At 72.3% G+C, this 15999-nt stretch carries 14 protein-coding genes; 5 read left to right on the top strand and 9 right to left on the bottom strand.

Features of this window, described 5'->3' with window-relative positions; all coding sequences use genetic code 11:
- The first annotated feature begins 29 nt into the window (after positions 1–29).
- Both mptB and ACFRKB_RS20560 read left to right on the top strand, forming a co-directional pair.
- A complete protein-coding gene (gene mptB, locus ACFRKB_RS20555; RefSeq protein ID WP_383107559.1) occupies positions 30–1550 on the top strand; it encodes a polyprenol phosphomannose-dependent alpha 1,6 mannosyltransferase MptB in 1521 nt (506 codons plus the stop codon).
- 227 nt (positions 1551–1777) lie between these two features.
- Positions 1778–2167 carry a hypothetical protein gene (locus ACFRKB_RS20560; RefSeq protein WP_365974909.1) on the top strand — a complete coding sequence of 130 codons (390 nt, stop codon included), beginning with the start codon at positions 1778–1780 and terminating at the stop codon, positions 2165–2167.
- Between the two features lie 212 nt (positions 2168–2379).
- On the opposite strand, the gene ACFRKB_RS20565 is transcribed toward ACFRKB_RS20560, so the two are convergent.
- Together ACFRKB_RS20565 and ACFRKB_RS20570 are read right to left on the bottom strand one after the other, a co-directional pair.
- Positions 2380–4569, bottom strand: coding sequence for an FUSC family protein (locus ACFRKB_RS20565; RefSeq protein ID WP_383107643.1), 2190 nt, complete (start codon positions 4567–4569; stop codon positions 2380–2382).
- Between the two features lie 229 nt (positions 4570–4798).
- A complete protein-coding gene (locus ACFRKB_RS20570) occupies positions 4799–6100 on the bottom strand; it encodes a geranylgeranyl reductase family protein (protein ID WP_383107560.1) in 1302 nt (433 codons plus the stop codon).
- 257 nt (positions 6101–6357) lie between these two features.
- Here ACFRKB_RS20570 and ACFRKB_RS20575 point away from each other — a divergent pair, with 257 nt between their 5' ends.
- Entirely contained in the window at positions 6358–6816 is a 459-nt protein-coding gene (locus ACFRKB_RS20575) for a VOC family protein (protein ID WP_383107562.1), read from the top strand.
- A gap of 110 nt (positions 6817–6926) precedes the next feature.
- Here the strand turns inward: ACFRKB_RS20575 and ACFRKB_RS20580 are convergent, their stop codons facing one another.
- The 6 genes from ACFRKB_RS20580 to ACFRKB_RS20605 all read right to left on the bottom strand — a co-directional run bounded on the left by ACFRKB_RS20580 (position 6927) and on the right by ACFRKB_RS20605 (position 12248).
- The gene (locus tag ACFRKB_RS20580; RefSeq protein WP_383107564.1) at positions 6927–7559 is read right to left on the bottom strand and encodes a DUF6875 domain-containing protein; all 633 of its coding nucleotides are present in this window, start codon (positions 7557–7559) and stop codon (positions 6927–6929) included.
- Positions 7556–8176, bottom strand: a complete 621-nt coding sequence (locus ACFRKB_RS20585; protein WP_383107566.1) for a GNAT family N-acetyltransferase — start codon at positions 8174–8176, stop codon at positions 7556–7558. Before ACFRKB_RS20585 ends, ACFRKB_RS20580 begins: the two co-directional genes overlap by 4 nt.
- A gap of 35 nt (positions 8177–8211) precedes the next feature.
- A complete protein-coding gene (locus ACFRKB_RS20590) occupies positions 8212–9588 on the bottom strand; it encodes a pyridoxal phosphate-dependent decarboxylase family protein (protein WP_383107567.1) in 1377 nt (458 codons plus the stop codon).
- A 139-nt stretch (positions 9589–9727) separates the two neighbouring features.
- Entirely contained in the window at positions 9728–10987 is a 1260-nt protein-coding gene (locus ACFRKB_RS20595) for a sensor histidine kinase (RefSeq protein ID WP_383107569.1), read from the bottom strand.
- Between the two features lie 74 nt (positions 10988–11061).
- Entirely contained in the window at positions 11062–11814 is a 753-nt protein-coding gene (cseB, locus tag ACFRKB_RS20600) for a two-component system response regulator CseB (protein WP_383107571.1), read from the bottom strand.
- Positions 11811–12248 carry a hypothetical protein gene (locus tag ACFRKB_RS20605; protein ID WP_383107572.1) on the bottom strand — a complete coding sequence of 146 codons (438 nt, stop codon included), beginning with the start codon at positions 12246–12248 and terminating at the stop codon, positions 11811–11813. Before ACFRKB_RS20605 ends, cseB begins: the two co-directional genes overlap by 4 nt.
- A 201-nt stretch (positions 12249–12449) precedes the next feature.
- Between ACFRKB_RS20605 and ACFRKB_RS20610 the strand changes: the two genes are divergently transcribed.
- Positions 12450–13034 carry a superoxide dismutase family protein gene (locus ACFRKB_RS20610; protein WP_383107573.1) on the top strand — a complete coding sequence of 195 codons (585 nt, stop codon included), beginning with the start codon at positions 12450–12452 and terminating at the stop codon, positions 13032–13034.
- A gap of 116 nt (positions 13035–13150) precedes the next feature.
- Here ACFRKB_RS20610 and ACFRKB_RS20615 read toward each other — a convergent pair whose 3' ends face one another.
- On the bottom strand, positions 13151–14584 hold the full coding sequence (locus ACFRKB_RS20615) for a M20/M25/M40 family metallo-hydrolase (protein WP_383107575.1): 1434 nt from the start codon (positions 14582–14584) through the stop codon (positions 13151–13153).
- A gap of 171 nt (positions 14585–14755) precedes the next feature.
- Between ACFRKB_RS20615 and ACFRKB_RS20620 the strand changes: the two genes are divergently transcribed.
- Complete coding sequence (locus ACFRKB_RS20620; protein WP_383107577.1) at positions 14756–15958, top strand: cytochrome P450; 1203 nt, start codon at positions 14756–14758, stop codon at positions 15956–15958.
- The last annotated feature ends 41 nt before the right edge of the window (positions 15959–15999 follow it).

The following is a 15999-nucleotide window of genomic DNA, read 5'->3' on the forward strand; positions in this document are numbered from 1 at the left end:
GGCCTGGTCGTTCGATAGGTTGGCTGGTCATGTGGGCATTGAGCGCCGGCGGGTACCGTCGGCTGGGGGTGGCGGGGTCCGTCGCGGTCGCTGGGGGCGGCTGGGTCGCCGGTACGCTGCCGGCGCGTGACCCGTGGGGGCTCTGGGTGCCGCATGGGTCCGTGGTGACCGTGGCGGGCGAGGTGCTGGCCTACGTCGGGCTGACGCTGCTCGTCGTCGCCTGGTGGCGGTACGGCAGGACCGGGGCCTCCACGCGCCACACGCTCGTGACTCTTGCCTGGTGGGCGGCCCCGCTCGCGCTGGCGCCGCCGCTCTACAGCGCCGACGTGTACAGCTACATCGCCCAGGGCGCGATGGTCCTCGAAGGACACGACGTCTACAGCGCGGGGCCGTCCGTCCTCGACCCCGCCGGGCTCGGCGGCGACGCCGCCGCCAGCGTCGGGGGGAACTGGACCGACTCTCCCGCGCCGTACGGTCCGTTCTTCCTGATCCTCGCGCGCGGTGTGACCTGGATGACGGGCGGGACGATCGTCCCCGCCGTACTGGGGATGCGTCTCATCGCCGTGGGCGCGCTGGTGCTGATCGTGTGGGCTGTGCGGCGTCTCGCGCGGGAGCGCGGCACGAGCGGGAGCGGCGCGCTGTGGCTCGGGGTGCTCAATCCGCTGCTGCTCATGCATGTGATCGGCGGCATGCACAACGACGGGCTGATGATCGGTCTCATGCTGGCGGGCGTGGCGCTGGCCATGCGCGGCAGGTGGATCGCGGGGGGCGCGCTCGTCGGGCTCGCCATGATGGTCAAGTCCCCGGCGGCGATGGCGCTGCTGTTCATCGGCGTGGCCGTGGGCAGGGCGGCGACCGGCCCGCTCGTACGGCGGGTGGCCAAGGGTGTGGCGCCCGGCCTGGTCGCGGTGGCGGTCGCCGTCGCGGCGGCGCTGCTCGGCGGCACCGGATTCGGCTGGCTCGGGACCCAGAGCGTCGCGGGCACCATACACACCGCGCTGTCGGCCACCAGCGACCTCGGTCTCGGCCTCGGCGAGCTGCTGCGCCTGCTGGCCGGAACCGACCCGGCCCCGGTCAAGGCCGCCGTCCAGAACCTGGGGCTGGGGGCGGCGTTCGTACTGATCGCGTATCTGGCGTGGCGGACGGTGCGCGGGCGCCCGGACCTGGCTCACGGCTCGGCCGCAGCCCGTGCCGCGGACTCCGCCCACGCCCCGGACACCGCGCGCGCCATGGATCCGGTGCATGCCCTCGGCCTGGCTCTGCTGGCCCTGGTCGCCCTCTCGCCGATGGTGCAGCCCTGGTACCTGCTGTGGGGCATGACGGTGATCGCCGCCACCGCGCCGTACGGCCGCACCGCCACGGTGCTGACCGTGCTGTCGGCGGCGCTCGTGTACGAGACCCATCCCTCCGGCGCGACCCCGTGGTACGGCTTCGTCCTGGTGGGCGTCGCCTGCGTGATCGGCACGCTCCTCGTACGCCGCGACGCGAACGCGGCGGGCGAGGTCCGGGTGCCGGATGCCGGGCTTGCCGTAGGCGCCCACCGTACGTAGACGCGCCTCCGGCCGCCCCGTCCATCCCGTCCCCTCCTCGGCCGCCCCGGCCGTGACCGCCGGCCCGCGTCGACGCGTGTGACGTTCTCGGGTCGGCCTCCGCTTGGTTCCGTGAGGGGGCGATCCCCCTTTCCGGGCGCCGTCACGGTGGCCGGACGCGGCGGCGTGGGAGGGGAGTTGCTGTGGTTCCGGGTGAGGACGGGAGACGGTTACCGACAGCGGGGGAGATGCGGTCGGGCGTGGCCGAGTTCGTGCGGCGGGTGACCGCGAGGAACCGGCTGCCACTGGACTACTCCGTGGCGAGCCTGCGCGTGGTGGACCGCGTCGTCGACGGGTTGCGCAACGCCACGACCGACAGAAGAACCGTTTCGGCGGAACTGTTCTGGCTCGGCGCCTACGTGGGGGAGGTGCTGGTCCGGCGAGCCGGCGCGGTGTGGGTGGACTTCGACGCCGAGCAGCGGAAACTCTTCGGTCAGCCGACGGGCGTACGGATGCCCGACGGGAGGATCTGGAACCCGATCGGCAAGGTGGCCAAGCGATTCGAGATGGGCCGGGAGGAGTCCGCGCAGCGGATGTATCTGCTGCTGCACGGGCGAGGGCGGGCCGCTGTCGCGTGACGATCGTGGGCCGGACGGCCGACGGCATGACCGGCCTGCCTGCCTCCTCGGCCGCGGGCACGTGAGGAACGTGGATCCCCGCCTCGCCCTCGGCTGACGCCCCATGACGCCGTACGCACGCGGTGGCTTCGACCCCGCCCCGCCCGAGCGCCACATCGGGCGGGGCGCGGCCATGTGCCGTCAGCGGCGCCGCCCGTCAGCGATGCTCGCCGTCAGCCGCGCGCGGGCTTGCGTTCCGTACGGTCGGCGACCGGTACGCCGAGGGGGCGCGCGAGGCCCACCACGCCTTCGTCGAGGCGTTGCAGATGGCGCAGTACGCGCGCGGTCACCGTGTCCGAGGGCGGCGCGCCGGAGGCGTCGGTCCTGAGCATGGAGGCGATGCTCGCACCGGACTCGACCTCACCCTCGGCTCCCCCGTCCTTGACGCGCGCGGCGATCACGTCGATGTTGTGGGCGATACGGCGGCCCGCCCGCCCCAGCCGCGGGTCGGCCGTGACGGTTCTGCTGTGCGGTACCAACTCGGCCGTCGCCGCCAGGGAACGGGCGTGGTAGGCGCAGGTCTCCAGCAGCGCCACCAGATAGCGGACGGTCTGGCGCCGGACCCGCAGCGGGGAGAACGGATGCGTCAACGGCTTGGTGGAGTCACGCAGATCGTCCAGCGCGGTGTCCAGATCCCGCGCCTTGCTCAGCAGGTCGGACGTGGGGCCGCCGCTGAGCTGTGCCACCGCCGCCGACACCACATCGCACAGCCGCTCCAGGACCGTGCCCAGCAATTCGTCGGTGCGGCGGTCGGTGTGCACCGGCAGTACCAGTACGGCCGCGATGATGCCGCAGGCGGCGCCGAGCGCCGTCTCCTCGATACGCAGGACCAGCACGGCGAAGCTGTACTTGTTCAGCAGCGTGTAGAGCAGTCCCAGCGCCGCCGTGACGAAGAAGGACATGAGCGCGTACGACAGCGGCGCCGTGAAGAACATGGCGAAGACGAAGACCAGGACCAGCGTGAACGCCAGCCAGGTGTGGTGGCCGACCAGCCCCGCCAGCACGACACCGGCGACCACCCCGAGGACCGTACCGAGCACCCTCCGGTACCCCTTGACCAGGATCTCGCCCGTGGACGCGGTGTTGAGGAAGACCACCCAGCAGGTCAGCACCGCCCAGTACCAGCGCTGCGTGGAGAGGAACTCACCGCCGACGATGGCCAGGACGGACCCCACCGAGACCTGGAACGCGGCCCGGGTGGTGGGGCGCTGAAGACCGGTGCGGCCCGCCTCCTCGGGCTCCTCGGGACCGGTGAGCGAGACGTCCTCGGCGTCGAACTCCTCGCGTGAACGCGTGGTCGCCGGCGAGTCGTTGGACTCGTCCTGCGGCCCGTCCAGCGCGAGCCGCAGACCGAGGACGGCGCGGGCGGCCTCACCGATCCCGCGGAAGACGTCCTGGACGGCGTCCGAGGCGCGCGGCAGCCGCTCCTCGTCGCGGTAGCCGAGCAGCCTGTTCCGTACGTGCGCCACCGCGGTGCCGCGGTCGCCGGAGCCCGCCCGGGTCACCAGCAGGTGCAGCGCGTTCAGGTCCCGGCGCAGCGTCCCGATCACGTCACCGCCGGCGGCCGTCACCAGCTTCCCCGTGGCCGGCACGGGCGCGTTCGGCAGATGCAGCGTGAGGGTGTCCGCGCGCTCGGCGCTGCGGGCGTTCAGCAGCAGTACGCCCAGCCGCTCCGTGGCGATCTCGGCGTCCGCGACGCGGCGTTGCAGCAGCGCCGCCGTGGCCGCGTCGCGCGTACCCTCCTCCAGCCGGCTCTGGATCATGAGAGCCGCCTCGTGCAGCCGGGCGGTGCGCCGCCGCAGCTCGTCGAGGACCTTGTCCAACTGCTCGGGGCCGGCGTCCAGCAGCTCGATCTGACTGGACACGACCTGTGCGAGCCGCGCCCGGAAGGCGTCGCGCAGCCGTTTCAGTACGTGCTGGGGCGTCTCCGGAACGACGGCGAACCGTACGATCGCGCTGCACGCGAACGCGACGGCCAAGGTCGTCCACAGCACGGGGAGACCGGCGGGGCGGGCGCCCACGAACAGGGCGACAAAGTAGATCTGAAAGCCGATCAGGCCCAGGGCCGTACCGCGTTCGCCGAATCTGCGGCTGTAGACGGCGGCGAAGATCAGGACGATGAAGAGCGCGTCGCCCGTGATGATCCGGGTACTGAGCACCGCTCCCAGGGACATCGCGGCGAGCGCGACCGGCAGGCCGAGCGCGAGCGTGACCGCCTGGCCGCGTACCTGCTTCTCCTTGATCGCGAAGGTGGAGACCATCGCCGTCATCGCGCCCGCGACCAGGTACGTGACGCCGGTGCCGAGCAGGGCGAGGACGAGGAGGGTGAGCGCGATCGCCGCGACCGTCCGCAGCCCCGCCATCAGCCGCAGCAGACCCGGGTCCGACGCCGCGAGGCGATCCCAGATACCGGTCCCGGCCCGTCGTGTCCCTGCCCTCACGCTGCCGGACTCTCCTGTTCTCCCGTCGAGTTCCGCGTGGTCGTCCTCGCCGCGGTCCGCGCTGCCGCCCGCGCTTCAGCATCGCACGAGCGGCGACGCCGGACGCGGCCGGCCGGAACCCATCGCTCCGGTGTCGTGGACGGCCCCGTCCTCAGCGGCGTCGCACGGACGGTGCCGGGACCAGGCGGACGACGGTGTTGAGCAGGTGGTCGGTAACGTCCCGCGAGGGCTTGTCGGTGAGGTTGGAGAGCAGCCGGGCCAGGGCCTTGAGCAGAAAAGGCGAGCCCATGACATAGCGGTTGAGGACCGGCTGGAAGCCCGAGCGGCTGAAGACGAGGTCGGCGGCGGCATTGCCGAGACGGTAGTAGCGCCCCCAGCGGCGGTTCATCTCGACGGGGTAGTCGAGCAGCACGTGCTCACGCCTCGGCCCCGCGGGAAGGGCCAGAGCGAGGGCGACCCTCTCGGCCGCGACCTCGCCGGCTTCCATGGCCTGCGCGATGCCCTCGCCGTTCCAGGGGCTGATCATGCCCCCGGAGTCGCCGACCAGCAGGAGCCCGCGTGTGTACAGCGGATGACGGTTGAAGCCCAGCGGCAGGGCCGCGCTTCTGACGGGGCCTTCGGCGTTCTCCTCACGCAGCCCCCACGCGTGGGGGGTACGGGCGAGCCAATGGTCCAGCGTGGCCCGCAGGTCGGCGCTCCCGTGCCGCCGGTGAGGCAGCGCGCCGAGACCGACATTGACCCGGCCGTCGCCCATCGGGAAGATCCAGCCGTAGCCGGGCAGGTAGTGATCGTTCCCCGGATAACGCAGATCGGCCCACAGCTCCAGATAATCGTCCTGGGTGCGTTCCGCGCTGCGGTAGTAACGGCGGGCTGCCGTCGCGATCTGTCGCTTCGGGTCCCGTTGCAGGCCCATGGCGAGGGCGAGTCGGGCCGAGGCGCCGTCGGCGGCGATGACGATGGGCGCGCGGTAGACCGCGGGCTCACCGGTCCCGGCCGGCGCCCCGTCCCGTGTTCCGGCCGCCGCTCCCGCCGCGCTGACACCCGTCACCCGGCCGGCGCGATCGGTCACCGGGCTCGTCACCTTCACGCCCTCGCGCAGCCGTGCTCCGGCGGCGACCGCGCGCCGGGCCAGGATGTCGTCGAAATCGTGCCGGCTGCGCGAGAGACCGAAGTCCGGATAGCCGCCCAGGGCGGGCCAGTCGATATGCGCCCGGTGCTCCCCTGCCACCCATCGCATCCCGCGTGAACGCATCCACCCCGGAGCCTTGATGTCGATGCCCATCCGGATGAGCTGGTGCACCGCCCGTGGAGTCAGCCCGTCGCCGCACACCTTCTCGCGGGGGAAGCGGGTCTTCTCCAACAGCAGGACATCGACCCCCGCCGCGGCCAGATGGTAGGCGGCGGCCGAGCCCGCCGGCCCCGCCCCCACCACGATCACCTCGGCTTCGTCCATCGGGAACCCCTTCCTGGAACAACCGGTGCCGCACTGAAGTGGGCAGCCCGCACGTCATCATCTGTCAGGACGAGCCGATGCGGAAGGCGGCCACGTTGTCACCGCGGTCCCCGGGCCGAGCGGTATTCGTTCATGCCCCGCTCCAGCAGGGCCACGCCCGGACGCGTCCGGGCGCCGAGTTGCCCGGGTACCCCGGTGCCAGCAGGGTGGAGGCGACTGCCCGGAATCCCCGCGGGCCGAAAAGAGGACCGACACCCATGGTGAAGCGAGAGGACCTGCCGGCCCCTGACCAGGGGCTGGTCCTGACACACTTTCTGACCGTGCGCGACGTTCATGTCTCCAGCCGCTTCTACGCGGACATCCTCGGCGGCGAGGTGGTGCTCGCGGAGAACCCGGGCATCGTGAAGATCGCCAACGGCTGGATCATCATGAACCCCGGTGGCGGACCGACCCCGGACAAACCCGAGGTCGTCCTCACCGCGCCCGAGCCCGGCGACCCCGTCTCGTCGTTCCTCAATGTGCGGGTCGCCGATCTGGCCGCGTTCTACGAACAGGCCACCGCCAAAGGCGCGCGCTTCCTGACCGAGCCGCTCGACCGCAAGGCCGAGCTGCGCTGCTATCTGCAAGATCCCGACGGCTATCTGGTGGAGGTGGGGCAGGCGACCGGCATGCTGCACGGCGTGTTCGCCGATCCCTCGCCCGCCGACGGCGGCTGAGCGGGCGGACGGGCGGGACAGCGGCGCGTACGTCGCGCAGGACGCCGCGCGGCGCCCGGCCCCCATGAGGAGCGCGGGCGCCGGCCGGGCGGGCGGGAAGGCCCGCTGAATCACCCCATCCGGCTGACCAGTTGACCGCGGACCCGCGCGGGGATGTCCGGGGCGAACCGGCGCAGATAGTGGTCCATGTGGACGTCGTCGCCGAGCAGGAACGGCAGGTCGAAGACGAGCAGCTTTCGGACGGCCAGCAGCGGCACCGGCGCCCGCAGCGGCCGGAAGAGGGAGTTCCACAGCCCCGGCTCCTCGCACACCGGATGGAACTGCCCGATCATCAGTCCGTCGGCCACGAACGCGTCCTTGGCCGCGCGCTGAAGCCCGTCCAGCTCCGCCGAGTCCGTCCGGTCGAAGTGCGGCAGCACCAGCAGCAGGGTCAGCAGCTCCTGGTCGTCCTCCTCCAGACCGGCCGCGAGCCGCTCGTACCAGGCACGCAGGGACCCGACCGCCGAGGACAGATCCGCGCCGACGCCGTCGGCGGGCACCGCCAGATGGAAGAGCTGCTTGCGCAGCGAGGGCTGGGTGTACGGGCACACCGGGCCGCTGCGGCCCAGCTCGGGATGGCCGGACACCAGGAACTCGCTGCTCCACTCCAGGACCTCGCGCAGATACGGCAGATGCCGCCGCGGCACCTCCGCGCGCGCCACCTCGGCCGCGGTCCAGAAGTGGATGCGTTCGTCGCCCCTCACCGCGGGTCCCGCCACAGCGGCCGCAGCGAAGGACCGTTGTCCGGCAGGCTGATGACGTCGCCGCACGGCACGAAGCCGAGCCGGCGGCTGACCGCCTCGCCGCCGGGCGAACTGGCCTCCGCGTACGCGCCGTACCCCTCCCGGTCGGCGCGTTCGACCAGCTCCCGCAGCAGCCCGGACAGCAGCCCGTGCCGCCGCCGGGAGGCCCGTACGGCCGCGAACGACGCGTAGTAGTGCGCGGGCCCGGCCGGATGGTGTTCCGCCTGGAGCCGGACGATGGTCGCCAGTGCCTCGGCGTGATCGCCCAGCGCCGCGGCGAACCGGTCCGCCAGCTCGTCCCCGCGCGCGTCGACCTCCTCCGAGGCCCCCGGTGGAAGGAAGAGCATCACCGCGTCACCACACGGCGACACGGACACTCCGCCGTAGTCGTGCGAGACGTCGACGAAGACACGGAAGAGGCCGGGCAGCAGCGCCGCCCGGCGCCGGGGGTCCGGGACGATCCACCGGGTCAGCGGATCGTCGTGGAAGGCCTCGGCGAGCAGGGCGGCGAGCTCATCGGCGTCCGGCCGGGCGGTACGGCACAGAACACCGGGCGACGGACGTTCGATCGTGGACAACGGTTCCCTCCGGAAGGCGGTGCGGGGGCCGTGCTTCACCGTGTCTCCCGCTGGACAGCGAGCTGCTCCACCCGGGCGTGCAGGCGGTCGAGGTAGTGCTCGGCCTCCGGCTTGATCAGGACACTGCGCATTACCCGTGCCGTGTCGGCGTCGCGGACGATCCGCGGATGCCGGCGTACGAACGCCTCGGCGTCCGTACGCAGCACACTCAGGAAGACCGGCTCCTCGGGAGCGGTCATAGCGCTGTTCAGCAGCTGTCCCGACGCCGCGTCGACCGCGGACAGCGACGCCGGACGGGTCACCGGGAAGTAGTTCACGATGTCCAGATCCGGCCGCTGGTACAGCTCCAGGGCGTCCGACGCCTCCAGCAGATCCGCCCACCGCAGAGCGGCCCGGCGGTTGGCCGCGAGGATCGCCCCGAAACCGTCCGGGGTCAGCGGGAGCAGCTGGAGCGTCAGCCACAGACCCGCCGCGGCGGCGCCGGCCCGCGAGCACTCCAGGCTGATCTCGCCGAGATGAACCTCGGCGTCCGTGAAGTAGGTGTACGGCGAGTCGTGCGCGAAGTGCCGGCCCGCGCGCGGATCGGGGAACAGCACCGCGCCACAGCCGTAGGGCTGAAGCCCGTGCTTGTGCGGGTCCACCACGATCGAGTCGCACTCCGCGACCGCCTGCCACGGCGCCGGGTCGATCCCTCCCGGCACGTCCGGGCGGCCGAGCAGGGCGTAGAAGCCGCCGTACGCCGCGTCCACATGCACCCGCGCCCCGTACCGCCGCGCCAGCGGCAGCACCTCGTGCACCGGGTCGACGGCGCCCAGCCCCGTCGTGCCGGTGGTCACCACGACCGTGCCGATCCGGCCCGACTTCAGCAGGCCCTCCAGGGCGTCCAGGTCGATGCGACCGTGCGCGTCCACCGGCACCCGGTGCCCCGGCACGCCCAGTACCTCGCACATCCGCTCATGCGTGTAGTGGCACTCCGCGCTGTAGGCCACCCCGCGGTCCGGGTGCGACCGGCGGGCCACATAGAGCGCTTCGAGGTTCGCCATGGTGCCGCTGGTCGTCAGATGGCCGACATGCGCGTCCAGCCCGAACATCCCGGCCAGCGCGGCGACACACTCGCGCTCCATGTCGGTCGTCGCCGGGCCGCCCTCGGCCGCGTGGTTGTTGGGGTTGAACAGCATCGCCGTCACATAGCCGACCACCGCCGCCGGATGCGGCGGCTTCACCATCTGCCCGGCGTACCGCGGGTGGAAGAACGGGTAGTTGTCCTCCATCCGCTTCGCGAAGAGGCCGAACGCGCCGGCGAACGCCTCGTCGTCGATCCGGTGCGCCGTATGCGCCTCGAAGGGTCCGAACCGCTCGCCCCATCGCTCAGCCACATCCACCGCGCGCGGCAGCCAGTAGCGCAGATCCACGGTAGGCCTTCCCCAGGTAGAGGTCTCGGACTCGTACGCACGCAGGTGTACGTATACGGTCCGCACCGCAAGCGCCGCGCAACGCGCGTCGACCCGGCCGCCCCGCGGTGCGGTCCGCGTCGCCGGCGGGAGGCCGGTGTCAGCCCGGTGGGGGCTCCGCCGCCGGACCGCGCGGCAGCCGTATGACGACCACGGCGCCCCCGCCGTCCGGCGCGTTGCCGAACGTCAGCGTGGCGCCGACGACGTGCGCCTGCCCGAGCGCGATGGTCAGCCCGAGACCGTGTCCCGTACCGCGTTCGCGGGCGCCGGTACGGAAGCGCTGGGGGCCGTCGTCGAGCAGCCCGGCGGGGAAGCCGGGACCGCTGTCGCGTACGGAGACGGTCGGCACGCCGGTGTCGGGGTCCGTCCCCACCGTGACCGTCACCGGCGGCCGGCCGTGCCGGTAGGCGTTGACGACGAGGTTGGCGACGATACGCTCCAGCCTGCGGGGATCGGTCCACACCCGTACGTCCGCCGGGCCCGTCGCCGCGCGGACCCGCACCGCCGCCGGGACCGCGACCCGCTCCACGGCCTCTTCGAGCAGCTCCACCAGCGCGCAGTGCTGCGGATCCGCGCGCTCCACGCCCGCGTCCAGCCGGGAGATCTCCAGCAGGTCCTCCACCAGCGCGCACAGCGCGCGCACCCGGTCCCGTACGTAGCGCTCCGCCTCACCGTCCGGGAGGAGTTCGGCGGCGGTGATCAGGCCCATCAGCGGCGTACGCAGCTCATGGGCGACATCGGCCGTGAAGCGCTGCTCGCCGCGCAGCCGCGCCTGGAGGGAGGCCGCCATCGAGTCGACGGCACCGGAGATCTCGGCTATCTCGTCGAACGGGCGGGGCCGCGCCGATATTCGGGCGTCCAGATCACCGGCCGCGATCCGCCGGGCGGTGCCCGCGGCCGTGCGCAGTCTGCGGCTCATCCCGCGGGCGACCAGACAGACGGGCGGCATGACGACCACGGTCGTCAGCAGGCCCGCCCGCAGAATGCTCTTGTTGAACGCGGCCAGATTGCCCAGTGTGGTGCTCAAGGTGAGCCGCACCGACAGGATTCGGGGGCCGGCCGGGCGTGCCGCCCACATCGCGGGCCCGTCGGGTCCGTCCGCGTACTGCGTACCGTGCCGCCCCTGGAGCACCAGCGCGCGCAGCTCACCGGGCACCCCGGCCGCGTTCAGCTCGGCGCCCGTACCGTTCACCAGCCCCGTACGCGAGTAGGACACGGCGGCCCGTTCGAGCGTGAGCATGGCGACGGAGCGCGACTGCTCCAACTCGAAGGCGCGCGAGGCCCGGTGGACCAGCACCACCAGGACGACAACGGCCAGACAGGTCGCCGCGGCCACCAGCCCCGCGATGCGCCACTGCAAGGACCGCGGCGGGAACCCGGAGGCAAAGGGCGGGAATCCGGAGGCAATAGGGGACAGCCGACGCTCGGGCATGGTCAACGCCGCAGCTTGTATCCGAAGCCGCGTACGGTCTCGATCCGCTCGGCATCGATCTTGGCGCGCAGCCGCTTCACATGCAGGTCGACCACCCGGGTGTCACCGTCCCAGGCGTGGTCCCACACTTTTCTCAGCAGCGTCCGCCGCTCCAGTACGACACCGGGCGAGGCGGCGAAGACGAGCAGCAGCCGCAGCTCCGTGGGGGTCAGCGCCACGATCTCGCCCGCGCGCCGTACCTCCATGCCGCAGGTGTCGACGGTCAGGTCGCCGAAGGCGAGGACGCCCCGGCCGTCCGCCGCACCGGCACGCGCCGTCCCGCCCTCCTCGCGCACGGGCTCCTCACGGACAGCCGTGAAGGAGGCCCGGCGCAGCAGCGACCGGATGCGCGCGACGAGCACCGCGCTCTCGCACGGCTTGACCACATAGTCGTCGGCGCCCGCCTCAAGACCGGAGATCATGTCCAGGTCGTCGCCGCGCGCCGTCACCATGAGGATCGGTGCGAGGCTGAACTCCCTGATTTTCCGGCACAGTCCGATGCCGTCGAGTTCCGGCAGCATCACATCGAGCAGCAGCAGATCCGGGTGCGCGCTCCGGAAGAGTTCGAGGCCGGTGAGGCCGTCGGCCGCGGTGGAGACGGTGAAGCCATAACGCTGGAGCGCGATCCGGACGGTGTCGCGAATCACCGCGTCGTCCTCCACGAACAGGATGTGCGGTCCGGCGGGCTCGTCGAGGAGGGGGCGGGCGGTGGTCATGGCAGAGTCCTCGCTGTTCCGGCACGGGACGGCGAGCCGTCGATGAACGTACGGGGGAGAGCGGGCAGAGCGATACGGCCGACCGTGGAGGGCGGCAGGCTCCCGGGGGCGCCGTGCCAGGAGAGGACGACACCGGCGGGGGGCGAGCACGGTTCCGGCGCCGGAGAGGGCGGATCTCCGAGGACTGTCTCCTCCGGCCCCAGCGGGACCAGGTCCGCCGTCGGCGGCGGCAGATCTGCTGCCGCCCCCGCGTCCCGGACGCCCGTGTCGGAGGCGTATCCGGCCAGGGCCACGCCCAGTACGATCGCCGCGGCGGCCGTGATACCGACGAACCAGCCCCGTCCGCTCCCACGCGTCAGAGGCCGGCGGCGGCCGTCTCCATAGCGACGCCGCGCCGCGCCCAGGCGTAGGGGAACGAGGTTGGGGGAGCGCATTGAGCGGAGCCTAGCGGTAGGCCGATACGGGGGTCCTGCGCGCAAATAGCACGTTCTGGATTAGGGGAAGTCACAGTCATCGCCCCCGCGTTGGCCGGTATACGGCGGGACAGGACGCATAGATCCATTCGGGTTCGCGCACATCCTCGGCCCGCTCACCTCCGTTGACATGGTCATCAGACCCGTCGAAGGAGGACGCACATGACGTTCCGTTCCAAGACTTCCGTTTCAGCCGCTCTCGCCGTCACCGCGTTGCTCGCGATGCCGCCCATGGTGGCATCGGCGCAGGGCGGCGGTTCGCCCACGGCGAGCGCGGAAGGCGGATTTCTGCCGCCGTCCCCGTACTTCGCGCCGGGCGCGGTGACCTACGACGGAACGAAGGTGCCCGTGGGCTCGCGCCTCGGCGTCGTCGAGCGCGCCGGTGGCGGGGCCACCAGTGTCGAGCTGTCGGTGTCCGGCCTGCTCCCCGACCGGGTGTACGGGGCGCATGTGCACACCAAGCCCTGTGGCCGCGCCCCGGAGGACGCGGGACCGCACTACCAGCACAGCAAGGACCCGCACCAGCCCTCCACGGACCCCGCCTACGCGAACGCGGCCAATGAGGTCTGGCTGGACGTCACCACCGACGTCCGGGGCCATGCCGTCGCCGAGTCCAAGCACGACTGGCGCTTCCGGCGGGGCGAGGCGCGCTCCGTGGTGATCCACGACCACGGCACGACGACGCACCCGGGCGAGGCGGGAACCGCGGGAACCCGGCTCGCCTGCCTTACCGTGCCCTTCCTCTGAGGCCAGGAGTCCGGAGTCCCGTCTGCCCGGGAACGCCTGGCACGCGCGCGAACCGAAGCCCCGGGGCACGGACCCCGGGGCTTCGTCCTGCGGTCGTCCGGGGAAGCGGGGGCCGGTCAGCGCTGGGGTACGGGGAAGGCGACCGGGCCGCGACGACCGGCCCGGTTCACCGCGCGGACACCGAAGAACACATTGTCCTTGGACAGGTCCACGGTGTGGCTCGTCGCGCCACCCGCCCTGATCACATGCGTCCACTCCGGCTCGGTGGTCTCGCGCCACACCACCTCGTACCCGGCCAGATCGGGTTCGGTCCCCGGCTCCCACACCAGCTCGGTGGCGTTGGTCAGTGAGCTGGTGACGATCTTCACCCCGCGTGGAGCCGCCGGCGCCTGGGCGAGCGTCCACAGCACCGCGCCATTGACGCGGGCCACGCGGGCGATATAGCCGAAGTCGCAGAACTCGGGCAGGTCGCCGTACTGCCGGCCGTCCTCCACCCGGACGTCCTGGTGCTGATGCGCGAAGTCCTCGGCCGGCTCGGTGAACCGGGCCGCGCTGTAGCCGCGTTCGAGGAACGGGATGTGGTCACCACCGCGCAGATAGCGGTCGCGGCGGTAGATCACCCGGACGTCCATGCCCGTGGCGTCGTTGCTCGCGACGTCCCGGACGAAGCGCGCGAGCTGGCGGGTCGCCGAGTCGTTCTCGCCGCCGATCGAGCGGCGGGTGGCCGCCTCCTCCGGGGTCTCGGAGGTGGGCACGCCCTCGGCGAAGAGCCGTACGGAGTACGGGTCGCGGGTGCCGTCGTCGGCCCGGGAGCTGCCGACGATGTCATTGGTGAACATGGCCCGGACATCGGCGCCCGCCGCCTTGAACCGCTCCGCCATGTGCGCGGCCCCGTACAGCCCCTGCTCCTCGCCGGCCACGGCGGCGAAGACGATGGTCGCGGCGGGCCGGCGTCTCGCCATCACACGCGCCAGCTCCATCGCCACCGCGACACCTGAGGCGTCGTCATCGGCGCCGGGCGCGTCGCTCACCGCGTCCATGACGTCGGTGGCACGCGAGTCGTAGTGGCCGGAGACGACATGGATACGGCCGGGGTCGACCGAACCGCGCAGCGTCGCGACGACGTTGGTGATCCGCGTCGCCACCGGGATCCGGGAGGCGGGCTCCTGCACATACGACTGGAGTTCGACGGTCATCCGGCCGCCGGACGCCTCGGCGTACCGCTTCAGCTCGGCGTGGATCCAGTCCCGGGCGGCCCCGATCCCGCGCTCGGGATCGTCCTGGGAGGACAGTGTGTGCCGCGTCCCGAACGCGGCGAGCCGGCGCACGGTCGCCTCGATCCGGTCACGGTCGATCTCCTTGAGCAGTTCCCGCAACTCACGGTCGGGGGACTGGGCGGTGACGGGACGGTCTCCGGCCCCCCGCCCGGCGGGCGCGGCCGCGGGGACCGCCGACGCCGTCGACGCCAGTGCGGGAACGCCCACCACGGCGGTCGCGACGGTGGCGGACAGGGCGGTCCTTCGAGGTATCCCGGTGGGGTGCTGCGACATGGCGAGTCCCTTCCACGGCTGCGTCGGTGATCCGGCGCTCCATGGTCATGGACAGGCCAACCCCGGCACAAGGTCGGCCAGGACGATCGCACTGCCCGGCACGCCAGTTGGTCCGGCCCCACCGCCTGGACCGTACTGGTCTTCGCTCCCGCCGCCGGATACCGTCCTGGAATGCCTGACTTCGACCCCCGGTCGACCGCGTTCCTCGCCGACCCCTACCCCGCCTACGCCGAATTGCGGGCCCGTGGCCGCGTGCACTACTACGAGCCGAGCGACCAATGGCTCGTCCCGCACCACGCGGACGTGTCGGCGCTGCTCAGGGACCGGCGGCTGGGCCGCTCCTACGGGCACCGGTTCAGCCACGAGGAGTTCGGGAGGACCGCGCCCCCGCCCGGCCGTGAACCGTTCCACGAGCTGAACGACCACGGCATGCTGGAGCTGGAGCCACCGGACCACACCCGGATCCGGCGCCTGGTGTCGAAGGCGTTCACCCCGCGTACGGTCGAACAGCTCAAACCGTACGTACGGCGGCTCGCCGCCGAGCTGGTGGGGCGGCTCGTGGAGCGGGGCGGGGGCGACCTGCTGGAGTCCGTCGCGGAACCGCTGCCGGTCGCCGTCATCGCCGAGATGCTGGGCGTCCCCGAGACGGACCGGCCGTTGCTGCGACCGTGGTCGGCGGCGATCGTCGGCATGTACGAGCTGAACCCGTCGGAGGAGACCGCCCGCCGCGCGGTCGTCGCCTCCCAGGAGTTCTCCGCGTATCTGCGGGAACTCATCTCCGTACGGCGCGAGCGGCCGGGCGAGGACCTGATCTCGGGGTTCATCGCCGCCCACGACCACGGCGAGAAGCTGACCGAGGCCGAGATGGTCGCCACCTGCGCGCTGCTGCTGAACGCCGGGCACGAGGCGACCGTCAACGCCACCGTCAACGGGTGGGCCGCGCTGTTCCGGCACCCCGGACAGCTCGCCGCCCTGCGCGCGGACCGCTCCCTGCTGCCCACCGCCGTCGAGGAGCTGATGCGCTACGACACGCCGCTCCAGCTCTTCGAGCGCTGGGTGCTCGACCCGGTCGAGATCGGCGGTACCACCGTGCCGCGCGGCGCCGAGGTCGCCCTGCTCTTCGGCTCCGCCAACCGCGACCCGGCGGTCTTCGCCGACCCGGACGGCCTGGACCTCTCCCGCCGGGACAACCCGCACATATCGTTCAGCGCGGGCATCCACTACTGCATCGGCGCGCCCCTGGCCCGGATCGAACTGGCCGCGTCCATGGCCGCGGTACTGGAGCTGGCCCCCGGGCTGCGGCCGGCCGCCGAGCCCGTACGCAAGCCGAACTTCGTGATCCGGGGGCTGGAAGCGCTGCCGGTCGCGGTCTGAGGAACGGACAGGGTTCTCGGACCGCGGAGTGTCAGTGGTGG

The sequence above is a fragment of the Streptomyces scopuliridis genome (assembly GCF_042790125.1).
Lineage (GTDB): Bacteria > Actinomycetota > Actinomycetes > Streptomycetales > Streptomycetaceae > Streptomyces > Streptomyces scopuliridis_A.

Excerpts from the sequence above, each read along its gene's own strand:
- mptB (WP_383107559.1), top strand. The coding sequence starts at position 30 with ATGTGGGCATTGAGCGCCGGCGGGTACCGTCGGCTGGGGGTGGCGGGG.
- ACFRKB_RS20560 (WP_365974909.1), top strand. The coding sequence starts at position 1,778 with ATGCGGTCGGGCGTGGCCGAGTTCGTGCGGCGGGTGACCGCGAGGAAC.
- ACFRKB_RS20565 (WP_383107643.1), bottom strand. The coding sequence starts at position 4,569 with ATGGCGGGGCTGCGGACGGTCGCGGCGATCGCGCTCACCCTCCTCGTC.
- ACFRKB_RS20570 (WP_383107560.1), bottom strand. The coding sequence starts at position 6,100 with ATGGACGAAGCCGAGGTGATCGTGGTGGGGGCGGGGCCGGCGGGCTCG.
- ACFRKB_RS20575 (WP_383107562.1), top strand. The coding sequence starts at position 6,358 with ATGGTGAAGCGAGAGGACCTGCCGGCCCCTGACCAGGGGCTGGTCCTG.
- cseB (WP_383107571.1), bottom strand. The coding sequence starts at position 11,814 with ATGACCACCGCCCGCCCCCTCCTCGACGAGCCCGCCGGACCGCACATC.
- ACFRKB_RS20605 (WP_383107572.1), bottom strand. The coding sequence starts at position 12,248 with ATGCGCTCCCCCAACCTCGTTCCCCTACGCCTGGGCGCGGCGCGGCGT.
- ACFRKB_RS20610 (WP_383107573.1), top strand. The coding sequence starts at position 12,450 with ATGACGTTCCGTTCCAAGACTTCCGTTTCAGCCGCTCTCGCCGTCACC.
- ACFRKB_RS20615 (WP_383107575.1), bottom strand. The coding sequence starts at position 14,584 with ATGTCGCAGCACCCCACCGGGATACCTCGAAGGACCGCCCTGTCCGCC.
- ACFRKB_RS20620 (WP_383107577.1), top strand. The coding sequence starts at position 14,756 with ATGCCTGACTTCGACCCCCGGTCGACCGCGTTCCTCGCCGACCCCTAC.